The organism is Oceanisphaera psychrotolerans (assembly GCF_001870485.1).
Lineage (GTDB): Bacteria > Pseudomonadota > Gammaproteobacteria > Enterobacterales > Aeromonadaceae > Oceanimonas > Oceanimonas psychrotolerans.
Genome location: NZ_MDKE01000068.1, coordinates 24,476 through 40,762, shown reverse-complemented (window position 1 = coordinate 40,762; position 16,287 = coordinate 24,476). Strand labels below are relative to the sequence as shown.

The 16,287-nt window shown below is 62.5% G+C and carries 15 protein-coding genes; 1 reads left to right on the top strand and 14 read right to left on the bottom strand.

Annotated elements, in window-relative coordinates:
- Positions 1-170: 170 nt before the first annotated feature.
- The 11 genes from BFR47_RS15905 to BFR47_RS15855 all read right to left on the bottom strand — a co-directional run bounded on the left by BFR47_RS15905 (position 171) and on the right by BFR47_RS15855 (position 11,580).
- On the bottom strand, positions 171-1,472 hold the full coding sequence (locus tag BFR47_RS15905; RefSeq protein WP_071473974.1) for a Ni/Fe hydrogenase subunit alpha: 1,302 nt from the start codon (positions 1,470-1,472) through the stop codon (positions 171-173).
- Positions 1,469-2,269, bottom strand: coding sequence for an NADH-quinone oxidoreductase subunit B family protein (locus BFR47_RS15900; RefSeq protein WP_071473973.1), 801 nt, complete (start codon positions 2,267-2,269; stop codon positions 1,469-1,471). Before BFR47_RS15900 ends, BFR47_RS15905 begins: the two co-directional genes overlap by 4 nt.
- The gene (locus BFR47_RS15895) at positions 2,269-3,087 is read right to left on the bottom strand and encodes an FAD/NAD(P)-binding protein (RefSeq protein WP_071473972.1); all 819 of its coding nucleotides are present in this window, start codon (positions 3,085-3,087) and stop codon (positions 2,269-2,271) included. The genes BFR47_RS15900 and BFR47_RS15895 overlap by 1 nt, the downstream gene beginning before the upstream one ends.
- Positions 3,080-4,192: a 4Fe-4S dicluster domain-containing protein gene (locus BFR47_RS15890; protein WP_071473971.1), complete on the bottom strand. Its 1,113-nt coding sequence runs from the start codon at positions 4,190-4,192 to the stop codon at positions 3,080-3,082. Before BFR47_RS15890 ends, BFR47_RS15895 begins: the two co-directional genes overlap by 8 nt.
- A complete protein-coding gene (gene hypB / locus BFR47_RS15885) occupies positions 4,185-4,928 on the bottom strand; it encodes a hydrogenase nickel incorporation protein HypB (protein ID WP_245748967.1) in 744 nt (247 codons plus the stop codon). The genes BFR47_RS15890 and hypB overlap by 8 nt, the downstream gene beginning before the upstream one ends.
- Complete coding sequence (locus tag BFR47_RS15880) at positions 4,925-5,251, bottom strand: hydrogenase maturation nickel metallochaperone HypA/HybF (protein WP_071473969.1); 327 nt, start codon at positions 5,249-5,251, stop codon at positions 4,925-4,927. The genes hypB and BFR47_RS15880 overlap by 4 nt, the downstream gene beginning before the upstream one ends.
- Before the next feature lie 2 nt (positions 5,252-5,253).
- Entirely contained in the window at positions 5,254-6,288 is a 1,035-nt protein-coding gene (gene hypE, locus BFR47_RS15875) for a hydrogenase expression/formation protein HypE (RefSeq protein WP_139215210.1), read from the bottom strand.
- Entirely contained in the window at positions 6,281-7,435 is a 1,155-nt protein-coding gene (hypD, locus tag BFR47_RS15870) for a hydrogenase formation protein HypD (protein ID WP_071473967.1), read from the bottom strand. Before hypD ends, hypE begins: the two co-directional genes overlap by 8 nt.
- A gap of 64 nt (positions 7,436-7,499) precedes the next feature.
- Complete coding sequence (locus tag BFR47_RS15865) at positions 7,500-7,682, bottom strand: HypC/HybG/HupF family hydrogenase formation chaperone (RefSeq protein WP_217645583.1); 183 nt, start codon at positions 7,680-7,682, stop codon at positions 7,500-7,502.
- 197 nt (positions 7,683-7,879) lie between these two features.
- Positions 7,880-10,726, bottom strand: a complete 2,847-nt coding sequence (gene hypF / locus BFR47_RS15860; RefSeq protein WP_083399189.1) for a carbamoyltransferase HypF — start codon at positions 10,724-10,726, stop codon at positions 7,880-7,882.
- Between the two features lie 215 nt (positions 10,727-10,941).
- Complete coding sequence (locus BFR47_RS15855) at positions 10,942-11,580, bottom strand: 3'-5' exonuclease (RefSeq protein ID WP_071473966.1); 639 nt, start codon at positions 11,578-11,580, stop codon at positions 10,942-10,944.
- Between the two features lie 218 nt (positions 11,581-11,798).
- On the opposite strand from BFR47_RS15855, the gene katG reads away from it, so the two are divergent.
- Entirely contained in the window at positions 11,799-14,021 is a 2,223-nt protein-coding gene (katG, locus tag BFR47_RS15850) for a catalase/peroxidase HPI (RefSeq protein ID WP_071473965.1), read from the top strand.
- Positions 14,022-14,233: 212 nt separating this feature from the next.
- Here katG and BFR47_RS15845 read toward each other — a convergent pair whose 3' ends face one another.
- The 3 genes from BFR47_RS15845 to BFR47_RS15835 form a co-directional block, all read right to left on the bottom strand.
- On the bottom strand, positions 14,234-15,217 hold the full coding sequence (locus BFR47_RS15845) for a ribonuclease Z (RefSeq protein WP_071473964.1): 984 nt from the start codon (positions 15,215-15,217) through the stop codon (positions 14,234-14,236).
- Between the two features lie 16 nt (positions 15,218-15,233).
- On the bottom strand, positions 15,234-15,569 hold the full coding sequence (locus tag BFR47_RS15840; protein WP_071473963.1) for a cupin domain-containing protein: 336 nt from the start codon (positions 15,567-15,569) through the stop codon (positions 15,234-15,236).
- Between the two features lie 76 nt (positions 15,570-15,645).
- Complete coding sequence (locus BFR47_RS15835; RefSeq protein ID WP_071473962.1) at positions 15,646-16,041, bottom strand: MAPEG family protein; 396 nt, start codon at positions 16,039-16,041, stop codon at positions 15,646-15,648.
- Positions 16,042-16,287: the final 246 nt, after the last annotated feature.

The window sequence follows — 16,287 nt, the reverse complement described above, 5'->3', positions numbered from 1 at the left end:
CTTGCGCGTAGCAAAGCCCTGATCAGAGCGGCAGGACATGAAGGTGTTTTTCCGGATGCCGCCGCCCCCCGGTGTTCCTCAATGAAGTCTAGCTTTAATCAGGCTATTCATATTACGGCGAGCCGGAGGAGCTGGCCCTTTGACCTAGGTGCGAGAGGAAACCAGACAGGCTAATCGCGCCGTATCTTGAACTGCAGGAAATGGGTGGAGCAGGAAATACAGGGGTCGTAGTTGCGGATCAGCCGCTCGCAAAACAGCTTGAGTTCCAGGTCGCTGTGGCTCAGGCCAAAGCGCATCACCGAGGTTTTCAGATCCTGCTCGATGCGGGCCTGGTTCTGGCTGGTGGGCGGGATGATACTGCAGGACAGCACCTTGCCCTGCTCGTCCAGCCGATAGTGATGATAAATCATGCCTCGCGGCGCCTCGGTGCAGAAGCAGCACTCTCCGGCCCTGGGGGTCACCGGTACGTAGGCCTCACCGGTCGGGCAATCCAGGGCCAGCAGTTGCCTGGCCTCGAACAGCGCCCAGTAAATCTCCAATGCCCGGGCCTGAATGCTGGTAAACATGTTGCGATTGGGGAAGCTGAAACCGCAGTCCCGGGCCAGCGCCTGCACCTCGGCGGGCAGCTGCGCGAAGCTGTTGTTCATCCGCGCCAGCGGGCCCACCAGATAATCCTTGCCATCGAGCAGTGAATACAGCGCGGTGGAATGGGGTTCCTGATGCTCGGCAAAATGGCCGGCATAATCCTCATAACCCAGGCTCAGGCCGGTGTTGCTGCTGATGCGACCGCCGTTGATGGCATAGGTATCCGGCTCGGTCAGGCTGACCCAGATAAAGTCATGACTGTAATCGGGCAGCGTCAGCCCCGCCGTCCAGCGCACCAGTTGTTCGGCGGCAGGCAGCGCCTGCTCTACCAGCCGCCGGGCCTGATCCCAGCGCGCCATATCGGGCAGGCGACCAAAGCCCCCCACCTGCAACCCAACCGGATGCACGGAGCGCCCCCCCAGCAAGGTCATCAGCGCATTGCCGGCCTCCTGCAGTTGCATGCCGCGTTTCAGTACCTCAGGATGCTGTTTGGCCATGGCCAGAGCATGATCGAACCCCAGAAAGTCCGGCGCCGCCAGAAAGTGAATATGCAGCGCATGGCTCTGCACCCACTCCCCCAGGTTCATCAGCTTTCTGAGCTGCACCAGCGGCGCGGGCAGCTCGATACCGAACAACTGCTCCATCGCCTGAATGGAAGTAAGCTGGTAGGCCATGGGGCAGATGCCGCAGATACGGGCGTTGAGATCCGGCACCTCCTGATAGCCGCGCCCTTCCAGAAATTTCTCGAACAGCCGGGGCGGCTCGAAGATCGCCAGATACAGCTTGTCGATGCTGTCTCCACGGGCACTTAGCTCCAGAGATCCCTCTCCCTCCAACCGGGTGACGAAGGGGACCTTGAGGGAGATACGGCGCTTGTTTTTTTTCATTCATCCAGCTCCCGCACATCGATTGACTGCCAGCGCCGGCTTTGTTCACGAAAGGGCACACTGTGACTGTGGATGGCGGCGAAACGCCGAGCAATGTCGTCGGGCAGCAGGCCCAGGCCGGCGAATCGATTGGCGAGGCTGTCGCAGTTTGGTTGCTCGGAGGGGCCGAAGCAACCGTAGCAGGCCCGGCCGAAGGCGGGGCAGAGAGCACCGCAGCCGGTGCGCACCACGGGCCCCAGACAAGGGGCGCCCCGGGTCACCATGACGCAGACCTGCAGCCGGCGCTTGCACTCCATGCACAGCTTTTCGGCCTCGGGCCTGGGCTGCACACCCAGTCGCAACTGGCGCAGAAAATGGCGCATCTGTTCGACCGTAATGGGGCAACCCCAGAGTTCGAAGTCCACCTTGATGTGCTCGGCCACCCCGGTTGAGGTTGCCAGGGTGGCGATAAAGTCCGGCCGGGCATAGATGGCCGCCTGCCAGGCCGGACCATCCGCCATGTTGCGCAGAGCCTGGATGCCACCACTGGTGGCACAGGCGCCGATGGTGACTACCAGCTTGCTGTTTTTCCGCAGGGCCCGGGCCCGCTCGAGATCTTCCGGGGTAGAGATACTGCCCTCGACAAAGGCTACATCGACGGCTTGTTCCGGCCCTTCGATTCCCGCCTCGATAAAATGCAGAAACTCCACCTCTTCCAGCATATCGAGCAGCGCCGTCCCCTGATTGAGGAAGGCCAACTGGCAGCCGGAGCAGGAAGTCAGCTTGTGTACCGCCAGGGTCAGTTTGGGCGTTGCCATCAGAGTCCCTCCTGCCCCAGCCAGGGTTTCACTGTCGGATAATGGAACACCGGGCCATCCTTGCAGACAAAATACGGACCGAGCTGGCAATGACCGCACAAACCCTGGCCGCACTGAAAATTGCGCTCCAGACTCATATAGACGGCGTCGTCTCCCACCTGCTGCCGCGCCAACTGCTTGAGTGCCGCCAGCATCATGATCTCGGGGCCGCACATCAATACGGCGCAATGGCCCGGGTCGAATTCGGCCAGTTCCAGCAGCTCGGTGACCAGCCCCAGGCGCCAGCGGTGCCGATGCCGATGCTCCTCGCTGGCGGCCAGCAGCACCTGGCACTTGCCCAGGGTTTGCCAGCGCCGGTACTGGGCCTGCCAGAGCAGGTCCGCATGGTGTTTGACCCCCTGCAGGATCACGATGCGGCCATACTGATCCCGGTTGGCAACCGCATGGTGAATGGCCGCCACCACCGGGGCGCAGCCCAGCCCGGCGGTGATGAACACCAGATCCTTCCCCTGCAGCTTCGCCAGCGGCCAGCCCTGACCGAAGGGGCCGCGCAGGCCCAGCTGCTGGCCGACTTCCAGCTCCACCAAAGGGCGGGTGACCCGGCCCACGGCGCGAATGGTGTGCTGCAACAGGCCCTGGTCCCAGCCCATGATGGAAATAGCCACTTCACCGGCGCCAAACAGGTAGAGCATGTTGAACTGACCGAAATCAAAGTTGAACGGTGAGCGCGTGTCCAGCGCCAAGCTCAGGGTATGGACCCCCGGCAACTCCATTTTCTTAGCCGCCAGGGTGGCGGTCATGGGCAGAAAATCAGCCATGATCGTCCTCCTGCGGTGTGTCTTCCAGCAGGGCCTTGGCTTCTTCCACCAAGTCGATGGCCACCGGACACCAGGCGATGCAGCGGCCACAGCCGACACAGCCGCTGCGGCCGAATTGCTGCTGCCAGGTGGCCAGCTTGTGCACCAGCCACTGCCGGTAGCGGTGGCGGATCTCGGGTCGGACCACCTTGCCGGTGATGTAGCTGTGCTGCTCGCTGAAGCAGGAATCCCACCGCCGCACCTGCTCGGCCTGCCGGTTTTGAATGTCGCCCTCGGTGTCCTGTTTCGAGCAGAAACAGGTGGGGCAAACCGAGGTGCAGTTGCCGCAGGCCAGGCAGCGCTCGGCCACCTGCTGCCAGCGTGGATGATCGAGCCGGTCTACCAATTGTGCCAGCTCGGCCTCGCTCGGCATCACCCGCTGCTGCCGGCGAGCTCCCGCAAGCAAAGCCTCGGCCTCGGCCACCTGCTTGCCGCCGGCTTTTTTCAGGGGCAACTGCGCCGCGATGGCCGTACCCCGGTCGCTGCCGGTCTGCAGCAGGTAGCCGCCCTCCAGTTCGTCGAGCAACAGATCGAAGCCAAAGCGTGCCTCGGGGCCGTCACCGGTCGAGACACAGAAACAGGTGTGGGCGCTGCGGCCGCAATTAACCGCCACAATCAGCAGTTGCGCGCGTTGGGCCCGATAGAAGGGATCGGCATGGGGCCCCTCCAGGAAGTGTTGGTCCTGAATTTTCAGCGCCGCCAGATCGCAGCTTCGCAGGCCAATAAAGGCGAGCGGTCTCGGCTCGGGCTCCACGGAACGAAAGCGCAGGCCATCTTCGGTGTTTTCGGCGCGCCACAGGCTTTGCCGGGGCTGAAACAGCCAGGGTTTGAGCCCCTGGGGGCCGGTATTCCAGGCAAAGGCGCGCCGGCCGGCGGTGTGCTGCAAACGGTAAGTACCGGCGTCGGCCTGCTCCTGCCAGCCCCAGGGCAGCTCGTCGATACTCTTGATGGGGGCAAACAGAATGGCATCGTCCTTCACGGTGGGGCCGATCACCTCAAAACCGGCCAACACCAGCGCCTGATGCAGATGGTGCAGATCCTGATGCGACAAGAAACGCCTAGCCATGATGGGCTCGGGTCAGCAGCCAGTCACGCCAGGCTTCCAGCCCCTGCCCTGTCCTGGCCGACAGTGTCAGGATCTCGACCCGGGGATTCAGCCGGCGCAAGGATGCCTTGGTCTTCTCCAGATCGACATCCAGATAAGGCAGCAGATCGACCTTGTTGATGATGGCCAGCTCGCAGCCGGCAAACAGATGGGGATACTTCTCCGGTTTGTCTTCGCCATCGGTCACCGCCATCATCGCCACCCGGTGCTGCTCGCCCAGATCGAACAATGCCGGGCAGACCAGGTTACCCACGTTCTCCACCAGCACCAGAGAGCCGGGCAGCGGCGCCAGACTGGCGAGGCCCGCCTGTATCATCTGCGCATCAAGGTGGCAGCCGGTGCCGGTATTAATCTGCACCGCCCGCCCGCCGCAGGCCTGAATGCGACGGGCATCGTTCTGGGTTTGCTGATCCCCTTCCAGCACCGCCATCGGCGGCCAGTCGGCACCGGCCCCCCTGAAGGTGGCCTCCAGCAATTGGGTCTTGCCGGCGCCCGGGGTGCCCATCAGGTTGATACCGGTGATGCGGTTGGCCGTCAGCCAATCGCGGTTTTGCCGGGCCAGTTCATCATTGCCGGCCAGCAAGGCCTGCTGCAAGTGCAGGCTGTCACCGTCCTGATGCAGGTGACTGTGCGCCTCGCTCCCCGGCTCCGACAACCGGGCTTTTTCACTGGAACATCCACAATGTCCGCACATCATTCGAATCCTATTTCCGTCAACAGCAGCTGCCGCCCCGAAGCCAGAGTATAGTCATAGCTGCCGCAGTCGCAGGCGTCACCCGGCCCGCTCGGGGCAAAGTACCGGCCGCAATCGCGGCATTCCGCCCGGGCGGGCACAATATCGATGATAAGCTCGGCATCACACAGCCCGGCCTCGCCCTTGACCATGTCGAAACAGAACTGCAACCGTTCGCCGTCGACACAGCTCATGGTGCCCACCTCGATACGGATGCGCGTAATCACCTTGTGTTGATAGGGTTCAAGCTGGGTCAGCAGGGCCCGCACCACCGACAGCTCATGCATGCTCAGCAGATCCGCGGTAATTGCAGGCCATGGGGTACCTCCAGCAGCCGTTCGCCGCCGTAAGGTGTCAGCAGGCTCAGGCGCCCCGGTGACGACGAACCGGTGACTTCACCGACGATACAGGCATCCCGGCCAAGAGGATGCCCACGCCACAGCGCCAGCGCCTGCTCGGCCTGCTCGGGGCAGATCACCATGGCGGCCAGCCCCTCGTTGGCAAGAAACAGCGGCTCCAGCCCCAGCAGTTCGCACAGGGCCCGGGTCTGGGGCCGGATGGGCAGGTCACTCTCGCACAGCCGGATCTCGACCGCCGACGCCCCGGCCATTTCGCTCAACACGCCCCCCAAGCCGCCGCGGGTGGCATCGCGCAGGCAACGCACTCCAGTACATTGCGCCAGTACCGGATGAATGAGTGAATGCAGGGAGGCACAATCGCTGGCCAGCTCACCCACCAGCCCCAGATCTTCCCGCGCCAGCATGACGGCGGCGCCGTGGTCGCCCACATGGCCGTTCACCAGCACCTTGTCGCCGGGCCGGGCCGAGCCGATGGCAAGATTGAGACCCATCGGTATCACCCCCACGCCGGTGGTGTTGATAAACAGCTTGTCGGCCATGCCCCGTTCCACCACCTTGGTGTCGCCGGTGACGATGGTCACCCCGGCCTGGCGGGCGGCCTCGGCCATGGAGCCGACCAGACGCCCGAGCAACGCCAGCGGCAGCCCTTCTTCGATGATGAAGGCGGCGCTCAGATACAGGGGGATGGCGCCGCCCACGGCGAGATCGTTGAGGGTGCCGCACACCGCCAGCTTGCCGATATCGCCGCCGGGAAACTCCAGCGGGCTGACCACAAAGCTGTCGGTGGTCAGCGCCAGCCGGTCCCCCCTGGCCAGAAACTCCGCCAATGGCAACCGGGCCTGATCTTCCTTCTGCAGCAGAGGGGCGTCGCCGAAGGCGGACAGAAAGAGATCGTCTATCAGGCTGTGCATGGCGCCGCCCCCGGCGCCATGGGCCAGGGTGATGGTTTCCTGACTGCTAGTCACTGCTCGCCTCCTTACCTTGAGACTGTTCGGCCGGGACCTGTTCGGGCCGATACTGATAATAGGCGGCGCAGGCCCCCTCGCTGGACACCATCAGGGCGCCAACCGGGTTCTGAGGCGTGCAGTGGCGGCGGAACAGCGGGCACTGGTGCGGTTTTATCCGGCCGGTCAGTACCGCGTTACACCAGGTGGGTTCGGCTGCGGCCTCGATCGGGGGGAGCGAGGCCAAGCTGGTCGAGGCATCCAGATGCCGGTATCGATCCCGCACCCGCACGCCCGAGCCCGGCACCGTGCCCAGCCCCCGCCAGTGGCTGTCCACGCCCGACTCGAACACCTGGTCAATCACCTTGAGTGCGGCCGGGTTGCCGTCGGCCGCCACCACCCGGGCATAGGCGTTTTCGATGGCACAGCGCCCCTCTGCCAGTTGCAGTATCAGTTGATACAGGGCCTGCAAAAAGTCCACCGGCTCGAAGCCGGCGATCACCAGCGGCTTGTGATACCGCCCGGCGATGGGTTGGTAAACCCGGCTGCCGATCACCATGCTCACGTGCCCCGGCCCCACGAAACCATCGAGACTTATCTCACCGGCTGCCAGCAACCCAGCCAGAGTCGGCATCAGCCGGATATGGTGGCAGAGAAAACGCAGGTTGGTCAGTCCGGCCCGGTCGGCGGCCAGCAGTGAACAGGCGATGCTCGGCATGGTGGTATCGAAACCGATGCCGAAGAACACCACCTGCTTGTGGGGATTGGCCCGGGCCAGTGCCAGGGCATCGAAGGGGGAATAAAGCACCTTTACCTCGGCCCCCTCGGCCCTGGCCTGCAGCAGGCTCCCCCGACTGCCGGGTACCCGCAGCGGGTCGCCAAAGCTCGCCAGCACCACCCCCTCTTGCCGCGCCAGGCTGACCGCCTGATCGACCGCTTCCACCGGTAGCACACAGACCGGGCAGCCGGGACCGTGGATAAACTCGATGGACGCAGGCAGCAACTGATGCAGCCCGAAACGGAAGATGGCATGGGTATGGCCGCCGCACACCTCCATGATCTGCAAGGGGCGACCGAGGCGTGCCGCCACCGGATCGGCCGCGCGGGTAATGGCCGCCAGCAATGCCTTGACCCGGCCGGCGTCACGGAAATCATGGGTCAGGCTCATGACTCGTCCCCTTCTTCCATTTGCGCCAGCAGCGCCAGGGCACGGCTGGCCTCAAGCTGATCAATCACCGCCATGGCAAAGCCACATGCAGCAAGACCCATTCACCGATCAGGGCCGAAGGGTCACCGCCATCGGCGGCCAGCAGGGCGATATTGATCTGGCGGCGCACCCCGGCGGTCTCCGCCAGGGCCAGACCCGCATCGGCATCCACAATGGCCACCACCTGCGCCGGTATTCCCAAACACATACGCCTTGCCTCCCCCCGCCATCCAAATTCTCGCCACGTAAACAGGCGGCTACAGACCAGGATGCGTCCCCGTAGCCGGCGCTTTAGCTGCCGGAGCAGACGGTACCGGTTCATCAGGCACCACGCCGTTTTCCCCGCCACGTAAACGGGCGGCTACAGACCAGCTCCGCCACGTAAACGGGCGACTACCGCGATGCCTACACATCCGTTGTACGTTTCGCCAGGGCAATGGCGGCCTGACCCAGGGCGATGCCGCCGTCGTTACTCGGGGCCTGGCTCTGGGTCAGCACGGTCAGCCCCATGGCGTCCAGCGCCTCGCTCAAGGGCTCCAGTATCAGGCGGTTCTGCATCACGCCGCCGCTCAGGGCCACCGTGGTAAAGCTCACGCCCTGTTGCCGGCGCAACTGCCGCACCAAAGCACACAAGCCTCTCACTAAACTTAGGTGAAAATTGGCCGCCAGCACCGCTTTATCCTGCCCCGCCAGCAGGGCCTCTATCATTACCGGCCACAGCGGCGCCGGATCCAGCTGCCAAAGCTCACCCTGCCTACTCAACCCGAAGGGATAACAGCCGTTGGCCTGCGCGCCCTCGGCCAGGGCTTCCAGCGTCATGGCCGCTTCGCCTTCGAAGCTGAGTTCGGACGGTGCCACGCCCAGCAACGCCGCCACCGCATCGAACAAGCGCCCCGTCGACGAGGTCTGGGGAAAGTGGCCCGCCATCTTCAACAGCGCCTGGGCCCTGGCGCCGGTCAGGCAACTCAGTGCCGGCTGGACGGCGACCAGTGCTGTCACCTGCGCCGAGCCGGAAGGCAAAGACTGCGCCAGCTGGGCCAGCAGATTACGCCAGGGCTGGCGATTGGCTTGATCACCACCCAGCAGGGGGAAAGGCCGCAGCCGCGCCAGCCGTCGATAACCCGAATAATCGGCCAGCAGAAACTCCCCGCCCCACAGGCTACCGTCATCGCCAACTCCCAAGCCGTCGAGCACGATGCCCAGTACCGGCTCATCGGGCGGCTGCCCGTTTTCTACCAGGCAGGACACCAGATGAGCGTGATGATGCTGTACCCGTATCAGTGGCAATCCGCGTGCTTTCGCCAGGCGGGCGCCCAGCCGAGAGGACACATAATCGGGGTGCATATCGACGGCGATGGCCCGGGGAGCCAGATCCAACAGCGCGGGCAGGCTATCGACCTGCTGCGCCAGCGTATCGAGGCAGGCCGGGTTGGCCAAGTCGCCAATATGGGCGGACAAGACAGCCTGGCCGCCGCCGGTCAGGCAAAGGCTGTTCTTGAGATCCGCCCCCAGTGCCAGCACGGCGCCGTCCAGCCCGGCCGGCAGAACAATGGGCGCAGGCACATCACCCCGGGCCCGGCGGATCATCCGGGGTCGACCGGCAAGCCAGGCCTGAACCGAATCGTCGCAACGGTGCAGTATGGGTCTGTCGTGCAGCAGAAAGCCGTCGGCCAGAGGGGCCAGTGCCGACAGGGCGTGGTGGTTGTCGATACAGATGGGCTCGCCAGCGGTGTTGCCCGAGGTCATCACCAGAGGACCGCCGACCTCGTTCAACAACAACCAGTGCAACGGCGAACCCGCCAGCATGACGCCGATGCAGGCCATGCCCGGCGCCAGCGCCTCGGGCACGACTCCTTGCACCGGCAGCCTGAGCCGCGCCTTCGGCAACAGCAGGATGGGCGCTGCCGGGCTTGCCAGTAATTCCAGTTCGGCATTGTTCAACTCGAAATAGATTTCTGCCTGAGCCAAATCCTGCATCATGACGGCAAATGGCTTGGCGGGCCTGTGCTTGCGTCGGCGCAACGAGGCGATGGCCGTCGCCGAGCCCGCATCGCAGGCCAGTTGAAAACCGCCGATGCCCTTGAGCGCCAACACCCGATCCTGCTTCAACCAGGATCGGCATTGAACCAGCAAGGCCGCCGTCGGCCCCTCCTGCACCCGACCCTCGGCGTCTTGCAGCCAGATGCGGGGACCGCACTCGGCACAGGCCACGGGCTCGGCATGAAAGCGCCGATTGGTGGGATCGGTATATTCCTGGCGGCAGGCGGCACAGAGGGGAAAGTCCGCCATGGCGGTGTTGGCCCTGTCCCAGGGCAGGGTGTTGACAATGGAGTAACGGGGGCCGCAGTCGGTACAATTGATGAAGGGATAACCATGGCGCCGATTATCCGGATCGGCCAGCTCGGCCAGACACCGGGGGCAGACGGCCAGATCCGGCGGAAACCGGGCCCCCTGTCCCTCGGCCTGACTGTCCGTCACCGAAAAGCCATGGGGAACGGACGCAAAGCTGAATGGCTCGGCAGCAATACTCTCTATGCGGGCATGAGCGGGGCAGTCCGCCCGCAGCCGTTGGCAGAAACGGGCCACGCCGGCGGCATCGGCGGCCAGCCGGATATCGACCCCGGCGCCGATATTGCCGACGACGCCCGACAACCCGAGTTCCGTCGCCAGTCGATAGACAAAAGGACGAAAGCCCACCCCCTGCACGCAGCCGGTGATCCTCAATCGGCTGCCCATCACGCTCTGCGGCGTGCCGCCCGTCGGCCGTTCCGTGTCCGAAGGCATCAGCTCTTCGGTCACATAACGATGCAGACGCCGACACAGCTCCGGCAGAGCCCGAGACACCTCGTCGCTGAGTTCGGGGCTACAGGGCGTAAAACGGTGGCCGCCAATCACGAAGATATCGATGATCGGCGCCGGTGACACCAGCAGTGGCACCAGCGCCAGCAGCCCCTTGACACCACCGCCATGTTCCAGGCCTTCGCTTCCCGCCAGCGAATCCGCCTGCACGTTGCACTGATAGCGGATTTCGCCCTCGTGACCCGGACTCAGCAAGGCATCCACCAGTATAATGCGCCGGCAATGCTGAAACAGCGGCAGCAAACTGACGCCCCCCGTGCCTCCGTCCACCAGCTCGACCCCGGCGGGCCAGGAAAGCGCCTGCGACAACGCCAGCGCGCGAATACCGGCGGCATCATCCCCGTGCAGGGGATTACCCAGATAGACAATCCGCACGCCGGCGTCAGCTTTCATCCCAACCTCCTGTCCAGCTAGCCCTGCATTCTTGCCGACATACCGCCAGTCGGCCTCCCGTCAGCCGCCCCCCGCCTTGGCGTCCCGGTCTTTCAAATATGGTGCAGATATCACATCACGACGCCATGGATGTGTAATGAAGGTGGTGTTCGGCACCGGATACTCTGGTCTGTCCGCATATGTATGTTGGCATAATATTGTATTGATATAAGTCATCAGGCCTGGGGCAGCAACTGGGGCGCCACCTTGGCCAGAGCCTGATACACCCGCAGGCTGGCATGGGCATCGTTGGCGGCATAACGCTGTTGGGCCGGAGATAACGCCTCCGCCGCCCAGTTCGAGAGGGTGACCTTTCTGGATTTGGGGAGATATTCACCCAGCACTATGGCCACGGCGGCCTGCAGCCCTACCTGTTGCCGGTAACCCAGTCGCTTGACGGCCCCCGACAACTCAATGGTGGCACGCAGTTCAATACCAAACTTGCGAAAAACAGGCCCGCGATCCGATTTAAACCCAAACCCGACCTTGATAATACGTTCCGATTGCAGGATCCCGGCCAGCAGCTCATGGCCAGCCGCATTGCCAACCAGGTGCTCGGCCATAAACAGAAAGGCGTGATCGGGCGTGGCCAACTGAACAAGATGCGGCCCGGTGCTGGACTCACCCGCCATAAACGTCGGCTTGCTCTCGGTATCAAAGCCAAGGTGGGTACAGTTGCCGAGCTGCTCACGGGCAAAGCTCACTTCCTCTGCATCACGCACCAGATGAACATGATCCAGTGACAGGCCGGCGAACTCGGGGAGTTCACGCATGGCATCCTTGGTGGGTCTTTCCAGGTACTGACGAACGTCCATTTTGGCCTCATGCTATTTGATATTGGAGATCCCGGCGCCGGGACTGACGATACACGCAGGCTATCGTATTGATAAGAATAAGCAATTTTAACCCATGCCATGGGAATGCTATACCTTATACAAAGACAGGGCGACGGAGTGATAGCCGGTGAACGGTGACCCGTCGTCAGTTTGACCGAGCAGTTCAATCAGCATCACCAACATCGGAGAAGCAAGTAATGAACGAACATAAACACGACGCTGGCAATGCCGGAAAATGCCCGGTCATGCATGGGTCCAACACCCGCACAGAGAGCCGCGGCACCATGAACAGGGACTGGTGGCCCAACCAGCTGAACCTTGGCATCCTGCATCAGCACAGCCCCAAGGCCGACCCCATGGGATCGGACTTCGATTACGCCGCCGCCTTCAAGCAGCTCGACCTGCCGGCGGTCAAACAGGATCTGCATGCCCTGATGACCGATTCCCAGGATTGGTGGCCGGCCGACTTTGGCCACTACGGCGGCCTGATGATCCGCATGGCCTGGCACAGCGCCGGTACCTATCGCATCGGCGATGGCCGCGGCGGCGCCGGGGGTGGTCAGCAGCGCTTTGCGCCCCTCAATAGCTGGCCGGACAACGTCAACCTGGACAAGGCACGCCGCCTGCTGTGGCCCATCAAGCAGAAGTACGGCAACAAGCTGTCCTGGGCCGACCTGATGATACTGGCCGGCAACGTGGCACTGGAGTCCATGGGCTTCAAAACCTTTGGCTTCGCCGGCGGCCGCGAGGACACCTGGGAGCCGGAGGAAGACATCTACTGGGGCGCCGAGGAAACCTGGCTCGGCAGCGACAAGCGCATTGTCGACAAGCAGAACCGTGATTTGGAAACCCCGCTGGGCGCCACCCACATGGGCCTTATCTACGTGAATCCGGAAGGTCCCGAGGGCGAACCGGATCCGGTCAAGGCGGCTCACGATATCCGCGAAACCTTCAAACGCATGGCAATGAACGACGAGGAAACCGTTGCCTTGATCGCCGGTGGCCACACCTTCGGCAAGGCCCACGGTGCCGGCAGTGAAGACCAGGTAGGCCCGGAGCCGGAAGCCGCCCCCATCGAGATGATGGGCATGGGCTGGAAGAGTAGCTACGGCAAGGGCATGGGCGAAGACACCATGGGCGGCGGGCCCGAGGTAATCTGGACCCAGACCCCCACTCAGTGGAGCAACTATTTCTTCGAAAACCTGTTCGGCTACGAGTGGGAGCTGACCAAGAGCCCAGCCGGCGCCCAGCAATTCGTTGCCAAGGGCGCCAGGGGCGACGAGATCCCCGGGCCGGAAGACGGCTCCAAGCGTCGTCCGCCGATGATGCTGGTCACCGATCTGTCGCTGCGCTACGACCCGGCCTACGAAAAAATCTCACGCCGCTTCCTCGCGAATCCGGATGAGTTCGCCGACGCCTTTGCCCGCGCCTGGTTCAAACTGACCCACAGGGACATGGGACCAAAAGCCCGCTACCTGGGTCCGGAAGTGCCGAAAGAAGACCTGATCTGGCAGGATCCGGTACCGGCCGTGGATCATGATCTGGTAGACGCCCGGGACGTTGCAGAGCTCAAGCGCAAACTGCTTGCCAGCGGCCTGTCGGTATCCGAGCTGGTATCCACCGCCTGGGCATCGGCCTCCACCTTCCGTGGCTCCGACAAACGGGGTGGCGCCAATGGTGCCCGCCTGCGCCTGGCGCCGCAAAAGGACTGGGAAGTCAACCAGCCCGCGCAGCTGGCGAAGGTGCTGAATATCCTCGCAGGCATACAAAGCGCCTTTAACGATGCGCAGACCGGCAACAAAAAGGTATCGCTGGCCGATCTGATTGTGCTCGGCGGTGCCGCGGCCATCGAAAAGGCGGCCCAGGATGCGGGCCACACCGTCGAGGTGCCCTTCGCCCCGGGTCGTACCGACGCCACCGAGGCCCAGACCGACGCCGAATCCTTCGAGTGGCTGCGTCCAGAGGCCGACGGTTTCCGCAACTATCGCCGCACCAAATTCACCGTGTCGGACGAAGAAATGCTGGTAGACAAGGCGCAACTGCTGCAACTGAGCGCGCCGGAAATGACGGTGCTGGTGGGCGGAATGCGGGTACTGAACGCCAATTACAAACAGGCACAGCATGGTGTGTTCACCAAACAGCCGGAAACCCTGAGCAACGACTTCTTCGTCAACCTGCTCGACATGAACACCGTGTGGGCACCCGTCGCCGGAGAAGACGATGTGTTCGAGGGGCGTGACCGCAAGACAGGTGATACGAAGTGGACCGCCACCCGGGTGGATCTGGTCTTTGGCTCCAACTCCCAGTTGCGGGCCGTGGCGGAGGTCTACGCTCAGGCCGACGCCAGGGACAAGTTCGTGCGTGACTTCGTCGCCGCCTGGAACAAGGTGATGAACGCCGACCGCTTCGACCTGGCCTGACCTGACCTGAAGAGGCTCCCCCGCAAACACGGGGGGAGCCTACTCATCGTCACCCTCGCGAAGGCGGGGCTCCATGCATTTTTCGGCATGGCTCTCCGAAGTGGGGATCCGGCTACTCGTCATTCCTGCCTCCGCAGGAATGACGAGAACAGAGGCAGAATGTAATACAGATGCCGTTTGAGCCGGCTTAAGCGGCAGCTTCACCGGGCTGCCTAATCAGACGGGTATGATGCCCGCCTCAATTCCCCTTCTCGATCCAGATGAAACACCTCCAGATCCCGGGCCAGAAACAGCTTGCCGCCATAATGTGCCTTCGCCTCCTGCTCGATATCGCCAATGGTCAGGCCGGCGCCACCGTCTTTGTAACGCGGGCTGAAATGAGTGAGGATCAGGTTGGCTACCCCGGCGTCGGCGGCGAACCGGGCGATGCTCATGGCAGAACTGTGCTGTGGCCCGGCCCCCAGCCTGGCGGCAACCGCCTGGGTAAAGGTAGCCTCGTGCACCAGCACATCGGCCGAGCCGGCATGCCCGGCCAGCAGAGCGGGATTGTCGTTGTCGCCACAGACAATGACCCTGCGCGGCGCCTCTGGCGCCAGCTGATAGTCGCGGCCGTCTATCACCCGGCCATCTGCCAGGGTCACCTGTTCACCCCTGTGTAGTCTCCCCCACAGGGGCCCGGATTCAATGTTATCTGCTTTCAGCTTCGCCACATCGAGCTTGCCGGGCAGACCCGTTTCGACAAATTCGTAACCGAAAGAAGGCACCCGGTGCGACAACGGTAGCGCCGAGATGCTGAAACCCTCTACCAGGACCTGCCCCTGCCGCCCCGTCAGCTCTGCTACATCAACAAAGTGCAGCACAAACCCCAACTGCAGGTGGGTGGCCTGTTCAGTTAACGCAAGCCATTCCCGCAGGGCACCGGGGCCGATAAGCGTGAGTGGCTCACTTCGTCCCGACATGGCCGCACTGGCCAACAGGCCGGGCAGCCCGTAGCAATGATCGCCATGCATATGAGTAATGCAGATAGCCTGCAAGCGTGGTAACGATAATGGCGTATGCAACAACCGGTGCTGGGTGCCCTCGCCGCAGTCGATCAGTATCCAGGGCCGGGCGCCGGCCTTTTGCACCGCTACCGCCGACAGGTTTCTGGTTTTGGTCGGCGTGCCGGAAGAAGTACCTAAAAACAGAATATCCATGCGCCTCTCCGGTGCGTCAACCGGCTCCGTGCCCGGCCGGGGTGAAAAACACCGCCAGCCAGACAGTCACGCCGTGTTCACTGGTATGGCTGACCCGGTGCCGGACATGGGCGGGAATATGAATGAAGCCCCCCTTGTTCAGGGTCACGACCCGGCCATCTTCAAACTCCAGGGTACCCGCCCCTTCCAGCACCATGACCCACTCGTCTTCCTCCTGATCGTACCAGCCCGTCTCGGGCGAGCTGTGCCCGCTCGACACGATGCGCTCTATGCGCACATTCGGCGTATTGACCAGATCCAGAAAGTGCTCACTCGACAGATCCGCGGGGATGTTTTCAAGAATGTTTTTCATTTCATGCTCTCGGGTTGACTCGACCCTCGCCACCATAACCGGCCGCGACGCCATGGCTGACCATGCTGTTTTATGCTCAAAACGCCTTACATGACACGTAAAAGATGTACACACAGGTGAACCAACCCACCCCGAATGCGGTGCTTCTGAGCAATGCCATGTTGGCCATGTAAAATACAGGGTGCAGCATTCTGGATACCAGAAAGAGGTAAGACGCACTCGACAGCGAATGCAAGTCTACCTTTGCGGCGACGGCGATGATAACCACAACACCAAGCAACAGAAGCGCTTCCCATGCATTATTTTGCGCGGCGACGGCTCTTGCGCCTATCCCCGTCAGCCGGGCTTGCTGCTCTCTGGGATGATGATTATCCAGCTTTCCGAACTCGGAGATCCGCAAGCATACGCCAACCGCCGAAAGAAAAACTGGCAGTACAGCCACCATAAAAAGAACCACAAGAATATCCGGCATCTGTTTTCCTTCACGCCCCCAGCTCAATATGGTTCCTGAATACCACGCGGTGCACGTTGTAATTAAACGACTTATCAAGCCATTACTTTATTAGTTGTTGCTGATAAATGCTCAGTCACTGCAAGTAATACAAACATTCCCCCTGTCAGGGTGAGTTCAGAACAATAAAAAACCTCATCCAATGGAATGAGGCTTTTTATTAACAATTCATGAGTAATAACGTTACTGCTGTTCATAACGGCCATG